Source organism: Nocardiopsis ansamitocini (assembly GCF_030268225.1).
Lineage (GTDB): Bacteria > Actinomycetota > Actinomycetes > Streptosporangiales > Streptosporangiaceae > Nocardiopsis_D > Nocardiopsis_D ansamitocini.
This window is the reverse complement of record NZ_BSQG01000001.1, coordinates 103,220-127,567: the sequence shown is the minus strand read 5'-3', so window position 1 is coordinate 127,567 and position 24,348 is coordinate 103,220. Positions and strand designations below refer to the sequence as shown.

Here is a 24,348-nt window from a genome sequence, read left to right as displayed (position 1 = left end):
CCGAGGGGGTCAGAGATCCCCGGTCACCTCGTCCCGGGCGCGGCGCTGCTCGCGCTGTGCCCGAAGTTGCTGTTCGGCGGTGGCGTCGCGTTCGTCGGTGGCCACCGCGCTGCGCATCGACGACGACAGCGCACGCAGTTCCATGTTGATGCGTGGATAATCCACCAGTCGCGGAAGTGCACCCAGCCGCGGAGTCCGCCGTTCCACCAGCGACGCCGCGAGTTCGTCGAAGGCCAGGCCCAGTCGTTGCAGGGTGATCTGGGAGGCCGGAGGGGCCTCCTCCAACGCCAGCGCCGACAGCGCCAGGTAGCCGATGCGCTGGGTGGCGATGACCACCGGCCACAGCGGCCGGGTGTGCTCGGCGCGGGGGACGTCGCCGATGGCACTGTCGTAGACGCCGCGCAGGCTCAGCAGGTCGCGACGCAGGTCACGGCGCAGCCGGTAGCGCCGCTCCGGCGTGATCTCCACCTGCGGGTCCAGGACCTCCATCAGGACCGCCTGGGAGCTGCCCAGGACCGTGACGATGGTCTGCGGCAGTCGCGCAGCCGATGCCTTGCGCCACAGCAGCAGTGCGCCCAGGATGCCGGCGAACGCCCCGACGACGCTGTCCACCACGCGTGCCTGCGCCAGCTGGTCCACCGGGTAGGGCGACGCCGTGAAGGCGACGAGCAACGCCATCGGTGTCAGCGCGATGCTGGCGTAGAAGAAGTTGCGGGCGATCACCAATTGGGCCAGTGCCTGGAACAGCGCCGCGGTGATGATCACCACCCACAGCGGGGGCGAGGTCATGAGAATGCCCGCCCCGATGACCACGCCCAGCACCGTTCCCAGCGCACGTTGGGCCGACCGGTTGGCGGTCAGGACCACGTTGCCGCCCTGCAGCACCGAGGCGGCGGTGATGGAGACCCAGTAGTAGCGGTCGAAGCCCAGCGCGATGGCCAGCAGACCGGCTGCGGCCACGGTGATCCCCATGCGCAGTGCGGTCGGCCGGATCAGGGATTTGCGGCTCAACCCCGACCGCAGCGAGTCCATCGCGGGCGGGTTGCGGCGGTCGTGCAGTTTTCCGCCGAGCCCCTCCACCTCGTGGTCGCGCTTGCGGGCGCTCTGGGCGGCGCGGGCCAGGTTGCTGTACAGCCGCGACTCCAACGAGCGCGGCCGAAGACCCTTGCGGATCTCGTCCAGGCCGTCGGGATCGGGCGACAGCAACGGTCGGCCCACCGCAACGGCCAGGCCCTCGGCGAAGTTCGAGGCCACCGCTGGCAGCGGTTCGGAACGGGCCAGCGACACCTCGGTGGCGGCCAGGTGGATGTCGGACACCCAGCGAAGCAGGGCGCGCAGCCGCGCGGCGTCGGGGGTGTCGCGGTAACCGCGGGTCTGGGCCTGTAGCACCACACGCCAGGCATTGGACACCGCCAGGGACGCCTGGTGCTGGACATGGTCGACCCGGGGAGTGCCGATCGCCCGCAGCAACGCGGCCAACTGGCGAAACGCCTCGGCCACGGCGCGGTTCTCGGGATGGCGCGCACGGAAGGGCGCACCCACCATGGACACCAGCCAGCCGATCGCGGCACCGATGGCAGCCGTCGCGGTGTGCGCGGGCGCCGCTGCCAGGCCGCCGGGGGCGATCGTGGCGATGGCGCAGACCAGTACGAAGAAGAACGGTCCAGGAACGTCCACCCGCAGCGACTGGCACAGCCAGGTCGAGACTCCGGCCACCAAGCCGATCGCCAGCGCGCCCGACCACAGCGACACCGAGGCCACGGACCCGATCGCGACGCTGGCCGCGAAGCCCAGCGCGATAAGACCAAGGGAGAGGGCGCGATGGGTGTAGGGCGTGTTCTTCTCGTAGAGCACGGTCATCGAGCCCAGCGCCGCCAATGATCCCGCCGCGGGCCCGAACAGGAAGGCGACCAGGGCGAACGATGAGCTCATGGCGATGGCCGCCTTTGCGGCGATGGTCCAGGCGAAGCGTCCCGAGGCGAGCCCGAAGAGTGCTTTCAGGTCCATCCGTTGGCGCGGTCGCTCAGCGACCCGCGCCCGCACCCGGGATGGAGGATTCCACTCCTGCGGGTCTGCGTCCGCCGATTCGCTGCCGTTCGCCCCCTGATCATGCACACGCCCAATCGTAGGAGGAATCGGGAGGAGCCGGGCCAGCGGGCGCGCTGGTCCTCCCGGTTGCGCGGCACCGGTGCCGCGCAACCGGGGGTTCAGGAGCCGTCGGCAGGCGTCGCCGCACGCAGCTGTTTCAGTTCGGCCAGTGCGTCGTCGAGCTGGGCTTCGGCGCGTTGCGCGCGGTGCAGGACCTGGGTGCGTGCGTCCTCCACCGCGGCCAGGCGCTGGGCCGCTGCCTCCCGGGTCTCGGCCAGGGCTGCGGCAGCACCGGATCGCTGCTCGTTGAGGTCGGCGCGGGCCGCCTCGCGGACCCGCTCCACCTCGGCCGCAAGACGATCGCGTTCGGCGCGGTCCTGGGCCGCCTGCTCGTTGGTGCGTTCGGCCAGCGCGGTGGCGGTGTCGCGGGCCGCCGTCGCCTCGCCCAGCTGTTCCTGAAGGGCGTCCAGCCGTTCGCTCAGGCGGGTGTGCTCGGCTGCCGCGTGCTCCTGGACCTCGCTGAGGCGCAGCGCGGCCGCGGCGCGTTCACGCTCGACCCGGTGGGTCGCCTCGGTACGCACCCGCTCGGTCTCGCCGCGTGCGGCTTCGGCCTCGGCCGCCGCCGCCTCGCGCGCCTGAAGCGCCTCGTCGCGTTCGACGGCTGTGGCCTGGGCCAGGGCTGTCGCGGCCGCGCCCGCCTCCAGTGCCTCTTGGCGGGCGGTGATGGCCTGATCGGCCATGCGCTCGGCCGAGCCGGCCGCGCCGATCGCCGAGTCGGCCGCCTCGCGGGCCCTGGCGGCCTCGGCCTCGGCTTCCTTGCGGGCGCGTTCGGCAGCGCGGCGGTCGTTGTCGGAGGCCAACCGCGCCTCGTCGGCCTCGGCGATCCGTCGTGCCGCGGCGACCCGGGCCGCTTCGACCTGCGCTTCGGCGTTGGCAGGGTCGCTCATCGCGGTGAACGCCGTGGTCGCCGACGCGAGAGTGGCGGTGAGCTGTTCGGCCTGGACCGCGAAGCGGGTCAGAAGTTCGTCGGCGCGCAGCCGTGCGCTGGTGATGGGAGCAGGATCACCTCCCGGGCGGGCGGCGGGCACGGACACGGATGTGTTCTCGGCCTCGCGGTGCTGTTCCTCGGCGGCCACCGCCTCCTGCTGTAGCCGCTGACGTTCGCGCCAGGCTCGCCAGCGAGTGTGTTCGGGCAGGTCGCAGTACTCGGGTGGGCGGCCGGGGGAAGTGCCACGGGGCACCTCTCGGGTGCATCCGGGATAGTTGCAGGTATTCGCATCGCTGTCGGCCACGCCGACGAGGGTAGCGGTTGGTGCGGCCCAGGTGGCGGCGGACGTGCACTGCCGGTGCCCGCAATCGTTACCGGTGGGGGCCGGTGGGGCGGCACCGCCCGGCGCGCGCAGCGCCGGGCGAAGTGCCGCCGAACGCCCGCACACGGCGGGTCGGCGCGCGCTGCGGGCTGTGGTCGGTGGGTCGACGCCATCGGGTCGACGATGGCGGACCAACTGCCGGGCCACCCGCAGAACCTATCCGCCCGCCGGGGCCTGCCGCACCCCGTCGCGCGCCCGAAGGCGGAGAAGAGGAGGCAAAGCGTCGTTGAACTGGATAAACGTCGCTGTTGTGAGGCTCGTCTCAAATGGCCTGGCGGGCCGACTCGACCGCCGCGCGCAGGTAGCCGGGTTGCCGGGTTCCGGCCGGCAGGGCGGGGTCGGGCACCGGTTCGCCCAGGACCCGTCGCACCGGGACGACCCCTGCCCAGTGCGCCAGTCCCAGATCCTCGGGCGCGTCGCCGACGCCGCCGGTGCGCACCTTCGCCGACACCTCCTCCAGGTCCAGTCGCAGCACCGCTGTCTGTGCCTGCTCCTTGGGAGAAGGTGCGCGGCAGTCCCCGGCCCGGCCCGGCACCACCTGGTTCACCAGCGAGGTGAAGGCGAGGTCGAGTTCGGCCTGTTCGGTGACGCGTTCGGCGGTGCCGTGCACCACGACGGAGCGGTAGTTCAGCGAGTGGTGCATCGCCGAGCGGGCCAGGACCAGGCCGTCGGTGAGGGTGACGGTGACGCACACTGCGAGACCTGCGCCGGTGGCGTTGCGCAGTGGCCGGCTCCCACTGGAGCCGTGCAGGTAGAGGCGGTCGTCGACTCGGGCGTAGAGGGTGGGCAGCACCACGGGCGCGTCATCGGCGATGAAGCCCATGTGGCAGATGAAGTCGGCGTCGAGGATGGCGTGCACGGTCGCGGTGTCGTAGTGCGCCCGGTCGCGGTTGCGGGTGGGGGTGCTGCGCGGGGTGGGGGTGTAGTCGGTCGGGGCCGGCGGGTGGCTCACAGTGCCCTCTTTTGTGTGGGTACAAAGTTTTTTATGTATGGCGATGTTAGCAGGGGTGATGGTCGAAGGGGAGGCCGAGCGCCTGGCTCATACCGCCGGGGAGAGCTCCCCGTTGAAGGCCGCACGCACGTCGGACAGGATGCGATGGGCCGCGGGATAGCCGGGAGCCCCCCAGGTGGAGGCGTCCATGAGGAAGATCTGTTTCTCGCGCACGGCCCGCAACTGTGCCCACACCCCGGTGTCGAAAGCCCGGGGCGCCTGGTCGGCATAGCCGCCTGCGGCGAACACGAAGACCATGTCGGCGTCGCCTTCGGCCAGGTTCTCGTAGCTGGCCGAGTTGTAGTCGGCCGAACCGGTCGGTGTGCGCTGACCCTCGGGGCGGCTCAGGCCGAGGTCGTCGATCACCTGACCGGCGAAGGACCGCGGTGTCTCGAATCGCACTTCTGCCTCGCTCTGCAGTCGGATGAGCGACACCTCGGTGCCGGACGGGGCGCCGATCTCCGACCGCACCTCGGCCACCGCGGTTTCGTAGGCCGCTTGCGCCTCCTCGGCCGCTGCGGAGGCGTCCAGTACCTCGGCGACCTCGGTGAGGTGGGCCACCCAGGAGCCCGTGCCCTCCCAATCCAGTAGCACGGTCGGGGCGATCTCGCTCAGGCGCGGCAACTGCGCCGCCTGATCCCCCGTCTGGGTGGACACCCCGATGATCAGGTCCGGAGCGGCCCCCGCCAATTCCTCGACGTTGATCTCGGCCTCGCCCGGCCCCGTGGCGACCAGCAGCGGCGCGGGGGAATGGCCTTCGGGCAGGTAGGGGCTCAGGCCGCCGTCCTCGGCGCCGGGGTCCCCCATGCTCGCCACCGGTGCGAAGCCCAATTGGGTCACAGCCGCCAGGGTGGGGCGCCACAGTACAGCGATCCGTTCGGGGGCGGCCGGGATCTCGACTTCTCCGTTGGCAGCCCGGACCACCCTGGTCGCGTTGTCGCTGTCCGAACCCGCCGAGGGCGGACCGGGGTCAGCGCAGCCGCTCAGTGCCAGGACAGCGACCAGCAGTGCTGCCGCTGCGGTCAGTGGGGACGTGGTCATGCGCGCTCCAACCCTCGTGCGCCACCCGGGCGGGCAGCCCCGCAGGGGCAGGCTAACCCGGCCGGACGCGACGGCGCCGGGGGCCCGACCTCGTCGGTCGGGCCCCCGGCGCCGTCGCGTCCGTGGAATCAGTCGTGCGGACCCGCACCGATGCGCGAGACCATCGTGGTGACGAAGGGGCGAAAGCCCTGCTCCTCGTAGAACCGCATGGCCTCGGCGTTGCCGGCCACCGCGGGCAGTTCGAGGTCGCGCACACCGATCGCACCGAGTTGGCGGCGCACTTCGTCCAGCAGGCCTCCGCCGATGTGGGCCACGGCGTGGTCGGGGTGCACCGACAGGGTCTGCACGATCGCGACCCGCTCGCCGCGGTCCCAGGAACCTCGCTGGTCCTCGCGCACGGTGACCATCGCATAGCCGGCGTCGACCCCGTCGTGCTCGGCGACGACGGCGATCGTGTCGGGGTCGGCCAGCCACTCCAGGTAGCGCGCTCGGCGCCGGCGCCAGGATTCGCCTTCCTCGACGGAGGTGATCAGATCTTCCAAATGTGAGGCGATCGCCGTGTGGTGACGGTGCAGGGCTCCCCACAGGCCGGAGAGCTCCTCTACCTCGAAGGAGCCGATGTAGCGAAAGCGCAGCACGTCCGAAACTTCTGCGCGAGGTTCGGTCTCCAGCGAATTTTGCATCTTTTTCTCACCCGATCTGTTCAGGACGACGCTGACCGTTCAGGCCGGAAGGTTCCGGGCCTTCGTGATCCTGAGCTGTAAGTGCGAGCCTACGCGTAGGGCAAGGGTGTCGTGGGTGCAGCTCAGGAAAAGGAAGTGTGCTCGTGTCGGTTGGGAAAGTTTTGAAGATTTTCACATCTGGCGGATTCGGTGGAGCAAGTGGTCTCTCCGCCTCGTTCCGGGATCTCGCCGCCCCCGGAGCGGGCGCCATCCGCCGCGGAGGCCGGGGCGTACGGGTGAAATCCGCGTTTCAGTCGCACCGCTCTTGTCCGCCGCTTCGGATGCCGCGGCGCTTCACCCCGGGTGATCGGATCGCGTGGCGGCCGGGAGCGCGTGCACCACCGAACCGTTCGTCTCAACAGATAGTGATGATGCGAACACGTTCCGATGCGGGCTTGTCGTCCCCCCTGCCCACAGAGACCGGTGTGCACACACGTGTTTTCCGCTCCGGTTCCGTGTCGAAGAGCCAGCGCGGAGCCGGCTCGTGCGCCCACACCGGCGAGGGTTCCTGCGGCCGCTCACAGCCAGTCGCGCCGCTTGAAGGAGAAGTAGACAAGGGCGGCGGCCCCCACCACGAGGCAGTTGGCCAGAGCCGCCCCCCAGAGGGTGCTCTGCCACGGCAACGGGACGTTCATTCCGTACCAGCTGGTCACGGCCGTGGGGATGGCGATCACCGCGGCCCACCCGGTCAGTTTCTTCATGGTGACGTTGAGCCGCGCCTGCTGGATGTTGAGGTTGGTCGACAGCAGGGAGATCAGCATGTCGCGCAGCGACTCGGTCAGACGCGCCGTGTGGTCGAGCTGGGCCGACACCTCCCGGTAGCGTTGCACGCCGCGCCCGGGATCGCCCGGCCCCTTGGCCGCCCCGTGCAGGATCTCGCTGAGCGGGATCACCGCCCGGCGCAACAGCAGCACGCGCGTGCGCAGTTCGTAGCTGCGGCGCTGCACCAGCGCTACTTCTGCGCGCCCCTCCTCGAACATCATCCCCTCGACGTCGTCGATCGCGGAGTCGATGTCCATCGCCATTTCCTGGTAGCCCGTTGTCAGCCACTCCAGGAGCGTCCCCATCAGGTCGGTGACCCCGTGGCGCGGACGCGCGTCGCTCAGTGCCTCGGAGAGGTCTGGGCCCACCGTCACCAGTAGGGCCTTCGTCGCGAACACGGTCAGAGTGGTGAAGCGCGGAGCCTGCCGGCCGCCCAGCAGAACGTGCACGGTGAAGACGAAACGGCCGTCATCGTCCCAGGCCCAGGGACGGTTGCGGTGTGCGTGCGCCATCACGGTCTGGTCCTGGGGCAGGCCCAATGCGGGGGAGAGCTCTTCCAGGAGGTCCTGTTCCTCTCCGGTGACTCCTACCCAGGCCGGATGGTCCTCGTCGGCCAAGTGTTCGACCGCCGAGAGCGGCACCGGGTCCGCAGTCGATTCCTGGTCGCGGTACAACAGGATCTGGGCCATGAGCCCACTCTAGGATTCGCGTACCCGGTCGAGCGCTCCACAGGCGCCCGGGCGCGTCCTGGACCGTGTGCGGGAGGCCGACCGGCACCGCATCTTCCATGCCTGGTCGGGCGTGCCGACAACCTGGTTCTCTCACATAGGGTGATCCCATGATCGACGTGCGGCGCTTGCAGTTGTTGCAAGCGCTTGACAAGCACCACACCGTCGCGGCCACGGCCGAGGCGCTCCACGTGACCCCTTCGGCCATTTCCCAGCAGCTCGCGGCGCTTGCCAAGGATGCCGGGGTTGCCCTCGTCGAGCGGAGCGGGCGTCGGTTCCTGCTCACCGGGGCGGCCAGGGTGCTCCTGGACCATGCACAGGTCATCTTCGCCGAGATGGAGCGTGCCCAGTCCGACCTGGTCCGTTATACCGAGGGATCGCTGGGGGTCGTCCGAGTGGGGTCGTTCGCCACCGGGATCTCCGACCTGATCGCCCCGGCCCTCGCCGGGCTGCGCCGCACCGACCCCGGCTGGCGGTTCTCGGTCGTGCAGGCCGAACCGGAGGAGAGCACCGAGTTGCTGCGCACCGGCGACCTCGACATCGCCGTGACCATGTCCTCGGTGCACCTGCCGCCCAAGGGGTCGGGGGAGTTCCAGCTGCACCCCATCATGGTCGAGCCGCTGGACGCCGTCCTCGCCTACGACCATCCCCTCGCCGCGTACGCCGAGGTGGACCTGGCCGCGGACCTCTCGGATGAGGACTGGGTCATGTCGGCGCCGGGCACGGCCTGGTTCGACTGTGTGTCCGCGGCTTGTCACCAGACGGGCTTCCAGCCCCGGGTCGTGCACACGGTGGACGAGTTCAGTGCGGCGCTCGCCCTGGTCAGCGCAGGATTGGGCATGGCGCTCATGCCCAGGCTCGCCTGGAGCGGCCTGACCGCCTCCAACGTCGTGGTGCGCTCCGTGCGCGGAGCGCCTAGGCGCCACATCGTCGCGGTCACCCGCTCCGGGGCCGACCCCGAACCGTTGCTCTCCGCCATGCGCAAAGCGGCAAGCAAGGTTCCCGTGCCGTCGGTCAGTCCGATGATCCTGGGTGTCGCGACCTGACGGTGTGCCGTGCCGTAGTGGCAATACAGCAGCCGTCACCCCGCCGGGGATCAGCGGCCGTGATCGGCAGGGCGGGGCACGCGACCAATATCGAGCAGCCCGCCGCCTTCAACGACGGCGTACTGCGTTTTTTGGGGACACTCGCCGGTTCCCGTCCCACCGGCGCCCAGCCGACCGCAAAACGTGCCGGTGTGATGATGCTCCGTAGAGCCGAACGTGTGGGCGTGTTCCGAGCCCCTGCTCCTCGAACCGGTGGCAGCGGCACGGGCCGACCTGCGCCGCGGAAGGCATCGGCGGCTGCCCCGAACACGTCTGCAGTCGCCGCTCAGACCTGTTCGGGGGGTTCGACCTCGTCGACATCGTCCAGGATCTCGCGAGCCGTGCTGCGCAGGTAGTGCGCCACCGTGCGGATCGGTCGCCAGGCCCAGCTGCCGGTGCGCGCGACCAGGTAGATGCGCCGCACACCGCCCAGCCCGCCCAGAGGGGTGAGTGCGATCCCGCGACGCCGGGGTGCGGCCAGCTTGGGCATCACACCCACGCCCCACCCCGCGGCGACCACGGCGTTGACCGCTTCCAGGTTGTCGATGCGGTGCCGGATACGCGGGCGGAAACCGGCTGCGCCGCACATGCGTTGCACCAGCTCGTCCTCGTCGCTGCCCCGGGAGTTGGCGATCCAGGAGGCCCCCGACAACTCGCTCAGCCGCTCCCTGGTCATGGTGCGGCGTCCGCCGCCGGCGGACCGCGCGGACTGGGCCAGCAGCAGCGGCTCGGAGCCGATGCGGTGCAGCGCCAGGGTTTCGGGCATCCGGCGGGGGACCAGGCTGTACTCGTAGATCAACCCGAGGTCGGCGTCACCGTTGTGCAGCAGCTCCAGTGCCTGGTCGGGTTCGTGCTCGATAAGGCGCACGTCGATCCCGGGGTGATCCAGGCGCAACCGCTCCAACGCGGGCAACACGACCGGTACGGCCATGCTGATGAACGTCACGAGGTCCACACGGCCGACGGGGTCGCCCTCACCTGTCATCTCCGCCTTTGCCGCCTCCACCCGGGCGAGGATGTCGACCGCATGCTCGGCCAACCGATGTCCGGCCGGGGTGAGACGGACCCTGCGTCCGTCGGGGGTGAGCAGGACGACTCCGGCTTCCTTCTCGAGCACCGCGAGGTGCTTGGAAATCGCGGAGGTGCCCATCCCGGTGACCTCCGAGACGGCGCCCATCGTGCCCAACCGCTCCAATTCCACCAGGAGCCTCAACCGCGTCAAATCCATTGACTAAAACTATACGGTCCATTCGCTATTGGTGCCTGGACAGCAACGGATGGTCGGCAGCAAATTGGTCGGGTGATCATCTCTTCCCACTCCCTGCTTCGGCGTGCCCGGATCCAGGTGCCCGCCCCCGTCCTCCTGCTGGTCGGCATGGTGGTGCTGCACACCGGCAGTGCGTTTGCCGTGCGCCTGTTCGAGCTGGCCACCCCCGGCGCCGTCACCTGGTTGCGCCTGCTCTGGGCGGCACTCATCCTGCTTGCGCTCGGCGGTCGCTCTCTGTTGCGAGCCGTGCGCGAAGCGCAGCGAAAAGAGTTGGCGGCGGTCGTGATGCTGGGCACGGTCAGCGCGGGGATGATGGCCTTCTACTCCGAGGCCACGGCCCGGATCGACCTGGGCACCGCGACCGCGATCGAGTTTCTCGGACCGCTGGCGGTTGCGGTGCTGGCCATGCGGCGTCGTCGCGAACTGGGGTGGATCCTGGCGGCAGTAGCCGGTGTGGTCTGTCTGACCAGCCCGTGGGCGGCGGAGGTCAATCTTGCGGGAGTGGGCCTGGCCCTGGCCGGAGCAGTGTGCGTGGCCCTCTACGTCGTGCTCGCCCAGCGGGTCGGTTCCAGCTTCGGCGCGGTGCACGGACTGGCACTGTCCATGACGGTTGCGGCCACGGTCACCGCCCCACTGGGCGCCCCGGGCGTCATCGCAGCCCCCGACTGGCGGGTCCTGCTGTTCACCCTCGGCATCGCGTTGCTGTTCCCCCTGGTGCCGTTCCTGCTGGAGATGGTGGCACTGCAACGGATGAGCCGTACCGCCTACAGCACGTTCGTCAGCCTGGACCCCGCAGTCAGCCTTCTCATGGGGGTCATGGTCATCGCGCAGAGCCCGACGCCGGTGCAACTGGTCGGAATGGCCCTGGTGGTCGTCGCGGGGTTGGGATCCACCCGCCACGACAGCGCTGCACCTCCGCCTGCGCCGCCGGCCCCCGAACCGTCCTCGCCCACGCTCCCCGACATCGAACGGCCCGAATGGATGCCTCCCGTCGGCGCCGACGCACGCCGCCTCCCCGAGCCCACCGCTGTGTGAGAGCCTTCGCGGGCCGCTGTGATGATCACAACACCGCGAGCGCGCCAATACGATCACCAGTGTCTTTTCGGCGTTCAACGGCCGTCCTCGCGAACCCGCACCACATGGTGGCGCGCCGCTCGAACCAGGCCGTTTCGGCCCGATTTGCACGAGCCGGATCGCAGCGGCGGACGACCACGCCAAGGTGCAGACCCGCTGGTGCGGCCGGTGCGACGCACCACCCGTCAAGTGGCGCGAGCGAAGCGGTGGTCCGATCGCCTGGCACGACGGTAATGACCGACCTGCCACGATGGTGACCCACGCAGCCGAAACCGTCCCTAGTGAGGCAGAGAACGTCCGTTGAATCCATTAATGTCAGGCCCAATCATGGGCGCTAAAACTGATCTGGAACTGCTCCGGGCGTTCGAGCCGGTGCTGATGTACACCAAGGGCGAGCTCTTCTTCCCCAGTGACATCGAGAGCTATCTACAGTGCTGCAGTCTCTGGCTGGACCTGCCCGGGGGCAAGGAACGCGAGGTCGTGCCGGCGGGGGAGCTGACCGCCGAGCGTCTGGCCGGCGCCGACGCCGAGTGGCCCGGCCAGCACCAGCACCTGCGGTTCGTCCAGGAGTCGTCGCTGCGTGCCGAGGCGCGCCGGTTCCGACGGGTCTCCCACCCGGTCATCCCCAAGAGCGGGCGGTTGGCGGCGGTCGGCGTCTTCGGACGGGTCCTCGACGTCCTCATGAAGTTCTCACTGTTGATCCGCGGTGCCGTCCCAGGCGGACTGGCGGCTGCGGCCGCCACCCGCTACCGCGACCGCCTCGACACCGGCGGCGCCACCTACTACGGCCGAGTGGTGCGCGAAGGCGGCTACATCGCGCTGCAGTACTGGTTCTTCTACGCCATGAACGACTGGCGGTCGATCTACGGGGGCGTCAACGACCACGAGGCCGACTGGGAGAAGGTCACCGTCTACCTGGTGGAGACCCCCGAAGGGGGGTACCGTCCCGCCTGGGTCGGGGCCTCCTCCCACGAGTACCTCGGCGACGACCTGCGACGCAGCTGGGACGATCCCGAACTCCACCGAGACGGTGACCACCCGGTGGTCTTCGTCGGCGCCGGCTCCCACTCCCACCAGATGCTGCCCGGCGACTACCTGATCCAGGTGGATCCCGCCGCCCTGCGCGGACTCGTGCGTGCCTGGCGCCGCCTGACCACGCGCTTCCTCCCGGCCACCAGCCCCATCGTCCGGCACGGCATCGGCGTGCCCTTCGTCGACTACGCGCGCGGTGACGGCACCCGCGTGGGGCCCGGCGGAGACCGGGAGTGGGACGCGGTCGTCATCGACGACGAAACCCCTTGGGTCCGGGGCTTCCGCGGCCTGTGGGGGCGCGACACCCGCGATTGGTTCGACGGTGAGCGCGCACCCAGCGGCCCCCGCTATGAGCGGGAGGGCACGATCCGGCGCTCCTGGGCCGACCCCCTGTGGTGGGTCGGCCTGCAAAAGGTCGCACCGACCCCCGATGCTGCCCGCGCCCAACTGGTCGCCCACATCGGCGAGCTGGACGAGCGGATCAGCGAGGCCGACGCCGACATCGTGCGCGACCGCGACGCCCTGCGCAGGCTGTCCTCGGCCGAGATCTCGCTGAACCGGCACGCGCACGCCGAGCCCCTGGCCAAGGAGTACCGCTCCAAGATCTCCGACGCCGAAGAGGCGCTGGCCGCTCGCTACCGGGAGCGCTCCACGCTCGCCGACGAACGCGACGTGCACCGCGCAGAACTGGAGAGCGGTGCGCCCCTGGCCCACGCCCCCCAGGAGCACCTCCACTCACCCCACCTTCCCTACGCCTCGGGGGAACAGCGCCCGACGCGCTTCCTGCACGTCTGGGCTGCGCTGAGCACACCGCTGCTGATCGTCGCGTTGTGCGTGACGATCGTGGCGCTCAACGGTGCGACCATGCTGATGGCACTGGCCGGGACCGTCCTGCTGTTCGCGACCTTCGACGCCTTCGCGCGGCGCAAGCTCATGTCGTTCCTGACCGGGCTCGCGATCTTCGTCGTCGTGATCGGAGTGGTCGGCGCGATCATCGCCGCATTCATCGCCAGTTGGCAGATCACGCTTCTGGTTCCCCTGGCGCTGGTCGTGGTGTCGCTGCTGTTCGTCAACGTCCGCGACCTGCTGCGCCGCTGAGAGATCCGTCGAGCGGGGCGGGCACGGCCGTCTGGCCGCGCCCGCCCCGCTCAGTCGTCAGGTCCGCCGTTACGGCGTGGGTCCGGCATCGCGCAGGTGCGGGCCGCGGCCGTCGTCCTCGACGGGGCCGACGTCACGGGCGTCGCGCAGGTGCGGACCGCGCCCGGCAGCCCCGGTGGGGCCGTCGGTGGGGCCGTCGGCCACGACGGTGGCCCTGCGCGGCCGCCAGGTGATGAACTGCAGCCCAAGGCCGATGAGGCCCACGAGCATCAGGATCCATCCGATGGTGTTGATGTTGAGCACTCCGGCGCTCTCGATCTCGATCGCGAACGCCAGAATCGCGCCCAGGGCAATGAACAGCAGACTCCCGGCGATACCCATCTGTACGGATCCCTTCAGGTGGCGACAGTGCGGTGCCACTACCGCCTGCGGGGGAGTCCAAACGCCTCTCCGGGCGGTAGGCTGGTAATCCCCAGGCCACGGACCACGCTGGAGGTGAGGCCGATCATGGGCCAACCTCCGAGTACGGATTAGCGGTCCGACCCCCTCCGGTCCCGCCGCGCCCGACCGGTCCGTCCCTCGGTCCCCGCCGCCACATCTGGGCTCGCACGCTTTTGCTGCCGGCGGTCGCACCGGATCAACCTGTCTTGGGAGTCACCTGATGTCGCAACGGCGCATGCGTTCCTGGCTGCCCAGCCTGCGTCCCACCGTGGCCACTGCCAAACGTCGGTCGAAGGCCGACGCGCCCGAATACTCCATGGACCCGAGGGCCGAGGACGAAGAGCAGCCCCCGCAGCCCGTCGAGAAGAGCGTCATCGACGCGGCCGTCTATGTGGACGGGCACCGCCAGCCCACCCAGCCGGGTCCGGGGCTGCCCCGTCGCCCGGGGCCGGGACGGCCAGGCTCGACGATGGCCTGGATCGGGCTGTACCAGCCTTCCGAAACCCAACTGCTGGCCGCGGCCGATGAGTTCGGGCTGCACGAGCTCGCGGTGGAGGACGCCATCGTCGCCCACCAGCGGCCCAAGCTGGAACGTTACGGCGACACGCTGTTCGTGGTCCTGCGCGCCGCCCGTTACCTCGACGACGTCGAGGAGGTGCGCTTCGGCGAGATCCACCTGTTCACCGGCCAGGACTTCGTGTTGACGGTGCGCCATAGCCAGGCCCCCGACCTTGCGATCGTTCGCCGTCGTCTGGAGGGCGACCCCGAGCTGTTGAGCATGGGGCCCGAGGCCGTGGTCTACGCGATCCTCGACGCGGTGGTGGACGGCTACGCGCCTGTCATCGCGGGCCTGCAGAACGACATCGACGAGATCGAGACCCAGGTCTTCAACGGCGACCCCAAGGTGTCGCGGCGTATCTACGAGCTCTCCCGCGAGGTCATCGAGTTCCAACGGGCGGCGCGGCCGTTACTGGACATCCTGGACGGCCTGGTCGCCGGCTTCGACAAGTACGGCACCAGCGAAGAACTACAGCGCTACCTGCGCGACGTCGCCGACCACGCCACCATCGTCGCCGAGCGGGTGGACGGGTTTCGCCAGATGCTCGGTTCGATCCTCACCGTCAACGCCACCCTGGTCAGCCAGGCCCAGAACGAGGAGATGAAGCACCTCACCGAGGCCAGCTATGCGCAGAGCGAGGAGGTCAAGAAGATCTCGTCATGGGCCGCAATATTATTCGCCCCGACGGTGGTCGGCGGCGTCTACGGAATGAACTTCGACGCGATGCCCGAGCTGCACTGGAAATTGGGCTACCCGATGGCCGTGGCACTGATGGTGGGCGTCAGCGTCGTCCTCTACACGCTCTTCAAGCGCCGCGGCTGGTTGTGAAACAGCCTGTGTCGTCCGCGTATCCGCCGCACCCCCGGGCATAGGGTCTGGCACGGACGCGGTGTCCACGAGGAGAGCGAGGCGTTGGGCGATGGCAGAGCACGAATTCGACCTGGTGGTCATCGGAGGCGGCCCCACAGGGGAGAACGTGGCCGACCGCGCGGTCGCGGGAGGACTGTCGGTGGCCCTGGTCGAGGCCGGGCTCGTGGGCGGGGAGTGCTCCTACTGGGCGTGCATCCCCAGCAAGACGCTGTTGCGCCCGGCCGCAGCCCTGGGCCAGGCCAAGGCGGTGCAGGGCAGCGCCCAGGCGGTCACCGGCGTCATCGACGCCCGTGCCGTCCTGCGGCGCCGCGACGAGATGGTCGCCGGCTTCGACGACTCCGGACAGGCCGACTGGTTGAAGGGGGCGGGGGTGACCCTGGTGCGTGGACGGGGACGCATCACCGCGCCGCGCATCGTGGAGGCCACCGGCCCCGACGGCGCGACCGTGACGCTCACCGCACGCCTGGCCGTCGCAGTGTGCACGGGGTCCGTGCCGGTCCTGCCCCCGATCCCAGGGTTGGCCCAGGCGCAGCCCTGGACCAACCGGGAGGCTACGGCGGCGGAGTCGGTGCCAGACAGCCTCGTCGTGGTGGGGGGCGGCGTCGTCGCCTGCGAACTCGCCTGGGCCTGGCGCTCCCTTGGCGCGCGGGTGCACCAACTGGTGCGCGGGCCGCGGCTTCTCGCCGGCAACGAGCCGTTCGCCGGCGAACTGGTGGCCGCCGCACTGCGTGAGGCGGGTGTGGACCTACGCATGGAGACCGAAACGGTCGAGGTGTCGCGTGTCCCGGGCGGAGAACGCACCGTCCGTTTCACCACCGGCGGCCGTTCGGAGAGCGTGACCGCTGCGGAACTGCTGATGGCCACCGGGCGGCGTCCTGCCACCGACGGGCTCGGCCTGGAAGCGCTGGGCCTCGGCACAGCGGCGCTCGCCGACGTCGACGACGACTGCCGGGTCCGTGGAGTGGCCGGTGGCTGGCTGTACTCCGTGGGCGACGTCAACGGTCGGGCCGCTCTCACCCACATGGGCAAGTACCAGGCCAGGGCGGTGGGTGACACCATTGCGGCCCGTTCCCGGGGAGAGGCCGCCGAGCCCAGGCCCTGGACCAGGTGGGCGGCTACGGCCGACCACCGCGCGGTGCCCCAAGTGATCTTCACCGAACCGGAGGTCGCGGCGGTGGGTCTGACGGAGCACGCCGCACGAGAGGCCGGTCTGCGCGTGCGCGCGGTCGAGTACGACCTGGGGTCGGTGTCGGGGGCGACGTTGTTCGATCCCGGGTACAGGGGGCGCGCCAAGATGGTGGTGGACGAGGACCGTCAGGTCGTTGTCGGAGCCACTCTGGTCGGCCCCGGAGTGGGCGAACTCATCCACGCCGCGACCGTTGCCGTGGTGGGGGAAGTGCCTTTGGAGCGACTATGGCACGCCGTACCGTCGTTTCCCACGGTCAGCGAGGTCTGGTTGCGTCTGTTGGAGACGTACGGTCGGTGAAGCCGCGGCGGCAAAGCCGAGTGATTCGGGCGTTCGCGTCCGAGGGCGCTGCCCGGATCGATATCATCGGTGTATACGGGGGGAACTGCCGAAGCGTTGTCAAGGGAGGCGTAGCGGCATGTCCGGACAGAACCGGGAGTCCTTTCCGTGCGGTGAGGCGGTGGTGTTCTCCGTGCGCGGAGAAATCGACATCGCAAACGCCGCGCAGTTGTGCGCGAGTCTGCTGCACGCCACCGACCGGGACCGGTGCCAGTGCCTGGTGGTCGATCTCTCCACCGTCGCCTTCATGGACCTCAGCGGGGTGCGTGCCCTGATGGAGTGCTATCGGATCCTGACCGGGGAGGGGCGGCACATGGTGCTGGCCGAGCCCTCCGGTCCGGCCCAGCGGGTCCTGTACGCACTGCACCTGGAGCGGACCTTCGAGATCTACCCGATCGTGGAGGCCGCCCTCACCCACACCTCGCGCCAGCGCTACGAGGAAGGTCCGGTCACCGGAGTAACCGGGACGGACCAGTAGCCATGACGCAGGGGTGCCCCGGCCGTCCCCGAGGCACCCCCGCCACCGCCCGACGGTCCCGTCGGGTGCGGTCGACGGGAACCGTGAGCGGGAGCAGAACCGTCTATGCTCCCGACAGTTCGAGTTCCAGTACGTGCGAGACCAGTTCGATCATGACGCGTTTGACGGATTCGCGTTCGCGGGCGTCGCACAGCATCACCGGGACGCCGGAGTCCACGTCCAAGGCGATGCGCACGTCGCCCGGAAGGTGCGAGCGCACGCCGTTGAAACAGTTCACGGCGACGATGAACGGAACCTGGCGCTGTTCGAAGAAGTCGATGGTCTCGAAGCAGTCCTCCAGCCGGCGGGTGTCGGCGAGCACGATCGCGCCCAGCGCACCCTCGGCTAGTTCCTCCCACATGAACGAGAACCGCCGTTGTCCGGGAGTGCCGAACATGTAGATGACGGTGCGCTCGTCCAGGCTGATGCGGCCGAAGTCCAGGGCGACGGTGGTGGTGGTCTTGGCCTCGACCCCGAGAAGGTCGTCCACGCCGATGCTCTCGGCGGTGATGAGCTCCTCGGTGTGCAGGGACTCCACTTCGCTCAGGGCCGCCACCAGCGTGGTCTTTCCGGCGCCGAACCCACCGGCGACCAGGATTTTCAACGCGTCGGGGAGTACCCCGGCGGTGTCGGACATATCGTGTCGTCTCCTTCTCAGAGAGCGCGGATGCGGTCGATCACGGAACGCAGGGTCTGAGCGTCGGGCCGCTCGCGCTGCCAGGTCGACTCATGAACCATCACGTGCCCGCCGTCGAGAAGATCGGCGAGCAGGATGCGCAAGACGCCCAGCGGCAGGCGAACCCGGGCTGATATCTCGGCCACGGAGGCGGGCCGCGCGCACTCGACCAGGATCGCACGGTGTTCGGGCTCCAACTCCACCGCGCGGCGCATCATCGGAACCGCCACCACCTGAGAGGTCATGGCGAAATCCGACCGGGACGGTCGGGTGCGCCCGCCGGTCAGCGAGTAGGGCCTGATCAGTCGGCCCCCTCCGTCGCCGAAGCCGTCTCCGGGTGTGACGCTCAACCGTTCTCCCCGCCCGAAAATCCTGGTGCTGCCGGGCGACGGTTGCGCGGCAGCGCGGACAGGTGCGGGCCGACCTGGCGCACGAGCCGGTTGATCTCGTAGGCGACCAGGCCGACGTCGGCCTCGGCGTCGGAGACCAGGCTCAGGCACGCCCCGTTCCCGGCCGCGATCACGAAGAGAAAGGCGTTGTCCATCTCGACCACGGTCTGGCGGACCTCGTTGGCGGCGAGCTGGCGAGCGGCCCCGCGCGCCAGGCTGGAGAAGCCCGAGGCGATGGCGCTGATGCGCTCGGCCCGTTCCTGCCCGGTGTGGCTGGAAGCGGACAGCAGCAGGCCGTCGGACGAGAGCAGGACCGCTTCGCGTGCACCGGGCAGCCGCTCCACCAGCTCGTTGAGCAGCCAGTCCAGTTGTGCCGTGGTCGGAGCGGTGGTTGTGGGATCGGTCATCGGCCCTCCGTGGTGTGGTGGTCGCTTCCGCTGCCGGTGCGCCCGTGCCGGGTGCCCTGTTGGAAGGAACTCATCATGGCCCGGATCTCCTCCAGCGACCGCTCTCGCGCCGGCGGGTGGGGGCGCACGGGTGCGCGCTCCACCACGGGGTCCGGCTGCGGAGCGGGGGCTGAATCCGGGGTGCCTTTGGTGCCGCGGACCCTGCGGGGCAAGCCCTTGTAGGTGGATTCCGCGGTCGTGCGCGGTGCCGGGGCGCTTCGGCGCGGTGCGGGGGTTGCCGGGCGCGCAGGCATGAGCGCCGTCGGCGCGGGGGGCGGCGGTCCGGTGGGGGACTCGGTCAGGCGGGCCGGCAGCGCAGGTGCGGCGGTGGCCGTACCCGGCTCGGCGATGACCTCGGGGGGAAGCACCACGATGGCCTGCGTCCCGTTGTAGGGGGAGGGGCGCAGCGTCACCTTCAGGCGGTGGCGTTGGGCCAGGGTCGCGATCACGATCAGTCCCAGGCGGGAGTCCTCGCGCATGTCGGCCAGGCTGAACCCCTCCGAGGTGCCTTTCAGGAGCTCGTTCGCCTCGGTGTAGCCCTCGGCGGTCATGCCCAGCCCGCGGTCCTCGACCTCCAGGGAGTAGTAGCCGTTGGACAATGCCTCGGCGCGCACCATCACCGGGGTGTGCGGAGGGGAGAAGACGGTTGCGTTGTCCAGAAGCTCTGCCAGCAGGCGCACCACGTCCGCGGCTACCGGCCCCCGCAGCGCGGCCTCGGTGGTGGTCAGCAGTTTGACCCGGGCGTACGCCTCGATCTCGCTGGAGGCCGCGCGCACCGCGTGCCCCAGGGGGAGCGGTTCCTCGCTGCGCCGGACCAGGGTGCGGTCGTCGGTGAGCAGCATCAGGTTGTCGGCGTTGCGGCGCATCTGGGTGCTCAGGTGGTCGATCTTGAACAGCGACTCAAGTACCGCGGGCTGGGTCTCTGACTGCTCCAGGGTGTCCAGCAGGCCCAGTTGGCGGTGCAGCAGGGTCTGGGCGCGGCGTGCGACATTGCGGAAGACGTTGCGCACGCCCGCGCGAAGCCGGGCCTCTTCGGCCGCTGACTCCACCGCGGCCCGCTGCGCCAGGTTGAATGCCTCGGTCACCTGGCCGATCTCGTCCCGGGGGCCTGTGCTGAGCATCGGGGCGTCGGCGACGATGTCCACCTGCTCGCCCGCTCTGAGCCGCCGGGTGATGTCGGGAAGCCGGGTGTGGGCGTAGTCCAGGGTGGCGTCGCGCAGAGTGTTCAGCCGCTGTCCCAGGGCCCGGACCACGCGCAGGGAGAACAGCAGCGAGGCCACGACCACGGCCAGCGCCATCGTGCTGACGGCGACGACGCCGATCATGAGTTCGACGGACGCCTGGCGGCCCTGCTCCAGGACCGCGTCGGTCTGGTCGCGCTCCACCCGCTGGAAGTCCAGGTCCACCGATACCCGGGCGTTCTTCCACACCTGGCTGTTGACGGGCAGTCCTGTCTGGAGGGGACCGCCGGTGATCACGTCGTTCTCCAGTTCGCGCACGGTTCGGTAGAAGGCCGTGCCGGTCACCTCGTCGTATGCCGCGCGTTCCTGCGGGCTGAGTTCGGGGGCGATCTGGGTGTAGAGGTAGCGCTGTGCCCCGACCGCGCGGGAGAAGTCGGCGTGGTCGGTGATGGTGAAGGAGTCCGCGGTCACCGCGTGGACGATCAGGGCGTCCTCCTGCGAGAGCAGTTCGCGGGCGCGCATCAGCGAGGTCAGACTGCGAGCCTGCTGGGACAGCGCGGGGTCGGAGATCTCCACCTGCACGTCCCAGATGAGCAGCCCGGCCTCGATCGCCATGTCGAAGGGGTGGCTGCCGCCGGCGCGGCTCGGGGCGATGGCGTCCATCGCGGCACGGTGCAATGGGAGCGACGCGAGGTAGTCCTCGAACGTCTCGATCCGGCTGTGCGCGGTGGAGGGCAGCGCACGATCGGGGACCCGTCCCAGCGCGCCGGCGAAGTCGTCGATGGTCTGGTCCGTTCGGTCACGGGCCTCCTGCACACCCGCGCGGTAGTCGACGCGTCCGGTCCGGTCACCGGCGATGTACTCCATGGTGGCGCGCCGTTCGGCCTGGAGATCGGTGATGACGCTGAGCACCGGCATGCCGATGGTGTCGGTGAAGGCCGCGCTCCGTCGGAGGTCGACCATGTCGCCCACCAGGACGCTGGTGATGGCGATCCACAGGGCAAGCAGGGCGGTGCTCGGGATGAGCGCCAGCGCTACGAGGCGTGCGCGGATCGACCGGCGCTGCTCTTTCTTCATGGGCTCGCTCTTGGACGTATGGGCGGGGGGATTCGGGCGGGACGAAACGGCGTCGGCCAGCGACGTCTGCTGGCCGGCCCGGTGCGGCTGCAGGAAAAACCGAGCTAACCGCGCCAGAGCCGATATAGCAACCCTTAACGGCAGCAAGGGTGCACGTGATCGGCCGTATCCCGGTCGATCGGGCCACCAGAATGTACTGTTTCATTGCTAAATGTTGCCAAATGTCATGGTTGGCGAAATCGTCCCCACTAAGTTCTCCAAGCCGTTGCCAAAATGCGATGACCGCCATGGGATCGTGTCAACGCACCGGCCGTACCCGGCCGTAACCCCTGGCCCGGTACCCAGCCGGAGCGGGTGTGCCTCCCCTGGCCGCGCAGAAAACGGAATGGTAAGCGCCATGCGAAACCGATCTGACCGACCCGTCGCGCTCTGGAAGCCGACCGCAGCCGCACTGAGCGGACTGCTGCTCCTGAGTGCCTGCGGTGCGCCCCCGGCGCCCTCGGGGGACGGCGCCGACCGCGGGGAGGCGGCCGGCGCGACCTCGGCGGCCGACCTCGGCGGCCTGGAGGGGCTGATCGAAGCCGCTCAGGAGGAGGGCGAGCTCAACGTCATCGCACTGCCGCCGGACTGGGCCAACTACGGCGAGATGATCTCCACCTTCGAAGAGAAGTACGACATCACCGTCAACTCCGCCGCCTCCGACGCCACCAGCCAGGAGGAGATCAACGCCGCCGAGCAGAACGCCGGCACCGACCGCGCCCCCGACGTGTTCGACCTCGGCCAAGCCGTCGCCCTGGCAAACGCCGACAAGCACTTCGCCCCCTACCAGGTCGAGACCTGGGACGACATCGACGACTCGATCAAGCACCCCGAGGGCAAGTACGTCGGCGACTACACGGGATTCATGTCCGTGGGCTACAACGCCGACGAGGTCCCCGCCCCCACCAGCCTCGACGACCTGCTGGGCGAGGAGTACCGGGGCAAGGTCGCGTTGAACGGCGACCCCACCCAGGCGGGCGCTGCCTTCTCCGGGGTGGTCATGGCCGCCCTGGGCAACGGGGGCAGCGTCGACGACATCGCCCCGGGCGTGGAGTTCTTCGCCGAACTCAAGGAAGCCGGCAACTTCCTGCCGGTGGACCCGACTCCGGCCACCATCGCCTCGGGCGAGACCCCCGTGGTCATCGACTGGGACTACACCAACGCCCAGCAGACCCTCGACCTCGAAGGCCAGGTCGACTGGCAGGTGTTCGTGCCCGAGGACGCAGTGGTGAGCTCCTACTACTACCAGGCCGTCAACCTCGACGCCCCCCACCCGGCCGCCGCCCGGCTGTGGCAGGAGTTCGTGTTCTCCGACGAGGGCCAGAACATCTACCTCAACGGCTTCGCCCGCCCCGCGCGCGCCGAGGCGATGGAGTCCGCGGGAACCATCGACACCGATGCCTTCGGCCGCCTGCCCGCCAGCGACGGGGAGCCCGTCTCCCTGACCCAGGAGCAAAGCGACGCGGCCGCCGAGTACCTGACACAGAACTGGGCCGACGCGGTGGCCTGACCGGCCCAGCCGCTCCCCTCCAGGTAGGGTTCCGGGGCCGGAACCACCGTCCGCGCCCCGGATCCCGCTCCCACCAGTCAGGAAAAACACGCCTACGCCATGACCCCCGAGACAGATCTCGCCGCAGAGGCCCCCACGCCAACGGCCCCCGCCCCGCCCCGACCGCACCGCTCCCGTGCCGTGCTGCGCTGCGCACTCGACCACGCAGGCGCGCTGCCCTTCTTCGCCTTCATCGCGGTCTTCCTTCTCTGGCCGACGCTCATCGTCGTCTCCGGTGCCTTCACTGACAGCAACGGCGCCTTCTCCCTGGACAACCTCACCGCCATCACCGGCCCCCGCTTTATGGACGCCTTCGGCCGCTCCATCTGGTTGTCCCTGGTCACCGCGCTGCTCGGTGCGGTTCTGGGCGCCCTGTTGGCCTGGGCCGTCTCAGCCGCCGGCCGCTCGGGCGGCGACGGTGTCACCCGCCGCCTCGTCACCGCACTGTCCAGCGTGCTCGCCCAGTTCGGCGGCGTCATGCTCGCCTTCGCGTTCCTGGCGACGGTGGGCCTCAACGGCTGGTTGACCATCATGCTGCGCGACGCCTTCGGACTGGACCTCTTCGCCGGCGGCAACTGGCTCTACGACATGCCCGGCCTGATCCTGGTCTACTGCTACTTCCAGATCCCGCTGATGTTCATCGTGTTCCTGCCCGCCATGGACGGACTGCGCGTGCAGTGGGGCGAGGCCAACGCGAGCCTGGGCGGCACCGGTTGGCACTATTGGCGCCACATCGCCGGCCCGATCCTCGCCCCCGCCTTCGCGGGCTCGGCGCTGCTGCTCTTCGCCAATTCCTTCTCCTCCTACGCCACGGCCGCGGCCCTGGTCTCCCAGGGCGATCCGATCGTCCCGCTGCAGATCCGCAACGTCCTCACCAGTGAGGTCTCCCTCGGCCAAGAGGGAGTGGGCTACGCGCTCGCCTTCGGCATGGTGGTCGTGGTCGCCGTGGTGATGTCCCTGTACGCCCTGCTGCAAAGGCGGACCTCCCGATGGCTGCGCTGACCCCCGCCGAGGCCGCCGTGCCCGATCCCAGGCCGAGCCGTCGCCGCCGAGCGGGCGGACCGGCCGCGCTGCGCTGGGCGGTCCTGTTCGTGGTCGGCGCCTATTTGTTGTTCCCGCTGCTGGCGATGCTGGAGTTCTCGACCCGCGGGGCACAAGGACGCACCGCCGACGCCTGGCTGGCCATCGGCCAGGACCGCGCGCTGGTGGACGCCATCTGGGTGTCGCTGCGCCTGGCAGCGCTCACCGTCTTCGGGATGCTGGTCCTGTTGCTGCCCACCATGGTGTGGGTGCAGTTGCGGCTGCCGCGCCTGCGCCGCGTCCTGGAGTTCGTCTGCCTGTTGCCGCTGACCATCCCGGCCATCGTCATCGTGGTGGGACTGTCCCCGATCTATGCCTGGGTCGGCTACCTCCTGGGCGACTCGCCCCTGAACCTGGCCCTGGTCTATGTGGTGCTGGTGCTGCCCTACTCCTATCGGGCGCTGGACGCGGGACTGCGCTCCATCGACCTCAAGACGCTGGCCGAGGCGGCGCTCAGCCTGGGGGCCTCCTGGTGGTCGGTGATCCTGCGGGTGGTGGTGCCCAACGTACGAGCCGCCATCCTCTCCGCGGCGCTCATCTCGGTCGCGCTGGTCCTGGGAGAGTTCACGATCGCCTCCCTGCTCAACTACGACACCCTGCAGGTCAGGGTTTTCGAGATCGGTAAGCGCAGCGCGAGCCTGTCCGTGGCGGTCTCGCTGGCCGCGCTGATGTTCGGGTTCGTCCTGCTGGCGCTGCTGTCCTTCGTGGGGCAGCGGCGCGGGTCGCGGCAGGGATCGTGAC

At 69.8% G+C, this 24,348-nt stretch carries 21 protein-coding genes; 9 read left to right on the top strand and 12 right to left on the bottom strand.

The window, feature by feature from the left end:
• Positions 1-9 precede the first annotated feature (9 nt).
• The 6 genes from QSJ59_RS00590 to QSJ59_RS00565 form a co-directional block, all read right to left on the bottom strand.
• Positions 10-2,007 carry an FUSC family protein gene (locus tag QSJ59_RS00590; RefSeq protein ID WP_285756656.1) on the bottom strand — a complete coding sequence of 666 codons (1,998 nt, stop codon included), beginning with the start codon at positions 2,005-2,007 and terminating at the stop codon, positions 10-12.
• Positions 2,008-2,207: 200 nt separating this feature from the next.
• Positions 2,208-3,380, bottom strand: a complete 1,173-nt coding sequence (locus QSJ59_RS00585; RefSeq protein ID WP_285756655.1) for a hypothetical protein — start codon at positions 3,378-3,380, stop codon at positions 2,208-2,210.
• Positions 3,381-3,720: 340 nt separating this feature from the next.
• Positions 3,721-4,410 carry a pyridoxamine 5'-phosphate oxidase family protein gene (locus QSJ59_RS00580; protein ID WP_285756654.1) on the bottom strand — a complete coding sequence of 230 codons (690 nt, stop codon included), beginning with the start codon at positions 4,408-4,410 and terminating at the stop codon, positions 3,721-3,723.
• 87 nt (positions 4,411-4,497) lie between these two features.
• Positions 4,498-5,490 (bottom strand): ABC transporter substrate-binding protein, encoded by a 993-nt coding sequence (locus QSJ59_RS00575; protein WP_285756653.1) that lies wholly within the window; start codon positions 5,488-5,490, stop codon positions 4,498-4,500.
• 128 nt (positions 5,491-5,618) lie between these two features.
• Positions 5,619-6,173, bottom strand: a complete 555-nt coding sequence (locus tag QSJ59_RS00570; RefSeq protein WP_285756652.1) for a GNAT family N-acetyltransferase — start codon at positions 6,171-6,173, stop codon at positions 5,619-5,621.
• 557 nt (positions 6,174-6,730) lie between these two features.
• Positions 6,731-7,663: a magnesium transporter CorA family protein gene (locus QSJ59_RS00565; protein WP_285756651.1), complete on the bottom strand. Its 933-nt coding sequence runs from the start codon at positions 7,661-7,663 to the stop codon at positions 6,731-6,733.
• A gap of 149 nt (positions 7,664-7,812) precedes the next feature.
• Here QSJ59_RS00565 and QSJ59_RS00560 point away from each other — a divergent pair, with 149 nt between their 5' ends.
• Complete coding sequence (locus QSJ59_RS00560) at positions 7,813-8,748, top strand: LysR family transcriptional regulator (RefSeq protein WP_285756650.1); 936 nt, start codon at positions 7,813-7,815, stop codon at positions 8,746-8,748.
• Positions 8,749-9,073: 325 nt separating this feature from the next.
• On the opposite strand, the gene QSJ59_RS00555 is transcribed toward QSJ59_RS00560, so the two are convergent.
• Positions 9,074-10,015 carry a LysR substrate-binding domain-containing protein gene (locus QSJ59_RS00555; RefSeq protein ID WP_285756649.1) on the bottom strand — a complete coding sequence of 314 codons (942 nt, stop codon included), beginning with the start codon at positions 10,013-10,015 and terminating at the stop codon, positions 9,074-9,076.
• A 72-nt stretch (positions 10,016-10,087) separates the two neighbouring features.
• Between QSJ59_RS00555 and QSJ59_RS00550 the strand changes: the two genes are divergently transcribed.
• Positions 10,088-11,089: an EamA family transporter gene (locus QSJ59_RS00550; RefSeq protein WP_285756648.1), complete on the top strand. Its 1,002-nt coding sequence runs from the start codon at positions 10,088-10,090 to the stop codon at positions 11,087-11,089.
• Positions 11,090-11,455: 366 nt separating this feature from the next.
• Entirely contained in the window at positions 11,456-13,258 is a 1,803-nt protein-coding gene (locus QSJ59_RS00545; protein ID WP_285756647.1) for a hypothetical protein, read from the top strand.
• Positions 13,259-13,327: 69 nt separating this feature from the next.
• Here QSJ59_RS00545 and QSJ59_RS00540 read toward each other — a convergent pair whose 3' ends face one another.
• Positions 13,328-13,639: a hypothetical protein gene (locus QSJ59_RS00540; protein ID WP_285756646.1), complete on the bottom strand. Its 312-nt coding sequence runs from the start codon at positions 13,637-13,639 to the stop codon at positions 13,328-13,330.
• Positions 13,640-13,919: 280 nt separating this feature from the next.
• Here QSJ59_RS00540 and QSJ59_RS00535 point away from each other — a divergent pair, with 280 nt between their 5' ends.
• The 3 genes from QSJ59_RS00535 (at position 13,920) to QSJ59_RS00525 (ending at position 17,131) form a co-directional block, all read left to right on the top strand.
• Entirely contained in the window at positions 13,920-15,086 is a 1,167-nt protein-coding gene (locus tag QSJ59_RS00535; protein WP_285756645.1) for a magnesium and cobalt transport protein CorA, read from the top strand.
• 91 nt (positions 15,087-15,177) lie between these two features.
• Positions 15,178-16,614, top strand: coding sequence for a dihydrolipoyl dehydrogenase family protein (locus tag QSJ59_RS00530; protein ID WP_285756644.1), 1,437 nt, complete (start codon positions 15,178-15,180; stop codon positions 16,612-16,614).
• A gap of 118 nt (positions 16,615-16,732) precedes the next feature.
• Entirely contained in the window at positions 16,733-17,131 is a 399-nt protein-coding gene (locus QSJ59_RS00525) for an STAS domain-containing protein (protein WP_285756643.1), read from the top strand.
• Between the two features lie 103 nt (positions 17,132-17,234).
• Here QSJ59_RS00525 and QSJ59_RS00520 read toward each other — a convergent pair whose 3' ends face one another.
• The 4 genes from QSJ59_RS00520 to QSJ59_RS00505 are packed head-to-tail and all read right to left on the bottom strand — an operon-like array spanning position 17,235 to position 20,939.
• A complete protein-coding gene (locus QSJ59_RS00520; protein WP_285756642.1) occupies positions 17,235-17,807 on the bottom strand; it encodes a GTP-binding protein in 573 nt (190 codons plus the stop codon).
• A gap of 17 nt (positions 17,808-17,824) precedes the next feature.
• On the bottom strand, positions 17,825-18,196 hold the full coding sequence (locus QSJ59_RS00515) for a DUF742 domain-containing protein (protein ID WP_285756641.1): 372 nt from the start codon (positions 18,194-18,196) through the stop codon (positions 17,825-17,827).
• Entirely contained in the window at positions 18,193-18,642 is a 450-nt protein-coding gene (locus tag QSJ59_RS00510; RefSeq protein ID WP_285756640.1) for a roadblock/LC7 domain-containing protein, read from the bottom strand. Before QSJ59_RS00510 ends, QSJ59_RS00515 begins: the two co-directional genes overlap by 4 nt.
• Entirely contained in the window at positions 18,639-20,939 is a 2,301-nt protein-coding gene (locus QSJ59_RS00505) for a sensor histidine kinase (RefSeq protein ID WP_285756639.1), read from the bottom strand. Before QSJ59_RS00505 ends, QSJ59_RS00510 begins: the two co-directional genes overlap by 4 nt.
• Positions 20,940-21,336: 397 nt before the next feature.
• On the opposite strand from QSJ59_RS00505, the gene QSJ59_RS00500 reads away from it, so the two are divergent.
• From QSJ59_RS00500 to QSJ59_RS00490, 3 genes are all read left to right on the top strand, one after another.
• Complete coding sequence (locus QSJ59_RS00500; protein WP_285756638.1) at positions 21,337-22,488, top strand: ABC transporter substrate-binding protein; 1,152 nt, start codon at positions 21,337-21,339, stop codon at positions 22,486-22,488.
• A gap of 99 nt (positions 22,489-22,587) precedes the next feature.
• Entirely contained in the window at positions 22,588-23,529 is a 942-nt protein-coding gene (locus tag QSJ59_RS00495) for an ABC transporter permease (protein ID WP_285756637.1), read from the top strand.
• A complete protein-coding gene (locus tag QSJ59_RS00490; RefSeq protein ID WP_285756636.1) occupies positions 23,517-24,347 on the top strand; it encodes an ABC transporter permease in 831 nt (276 codons plus the stop codon). The genes QSJ59_RS00495 and QSJ59_RS00490 overlap by 13 nt, the downstream gene beginning before the upstream one ends.
• The last annotated feature ends 1 nt before the right edge of the window (position 24,348 follow it).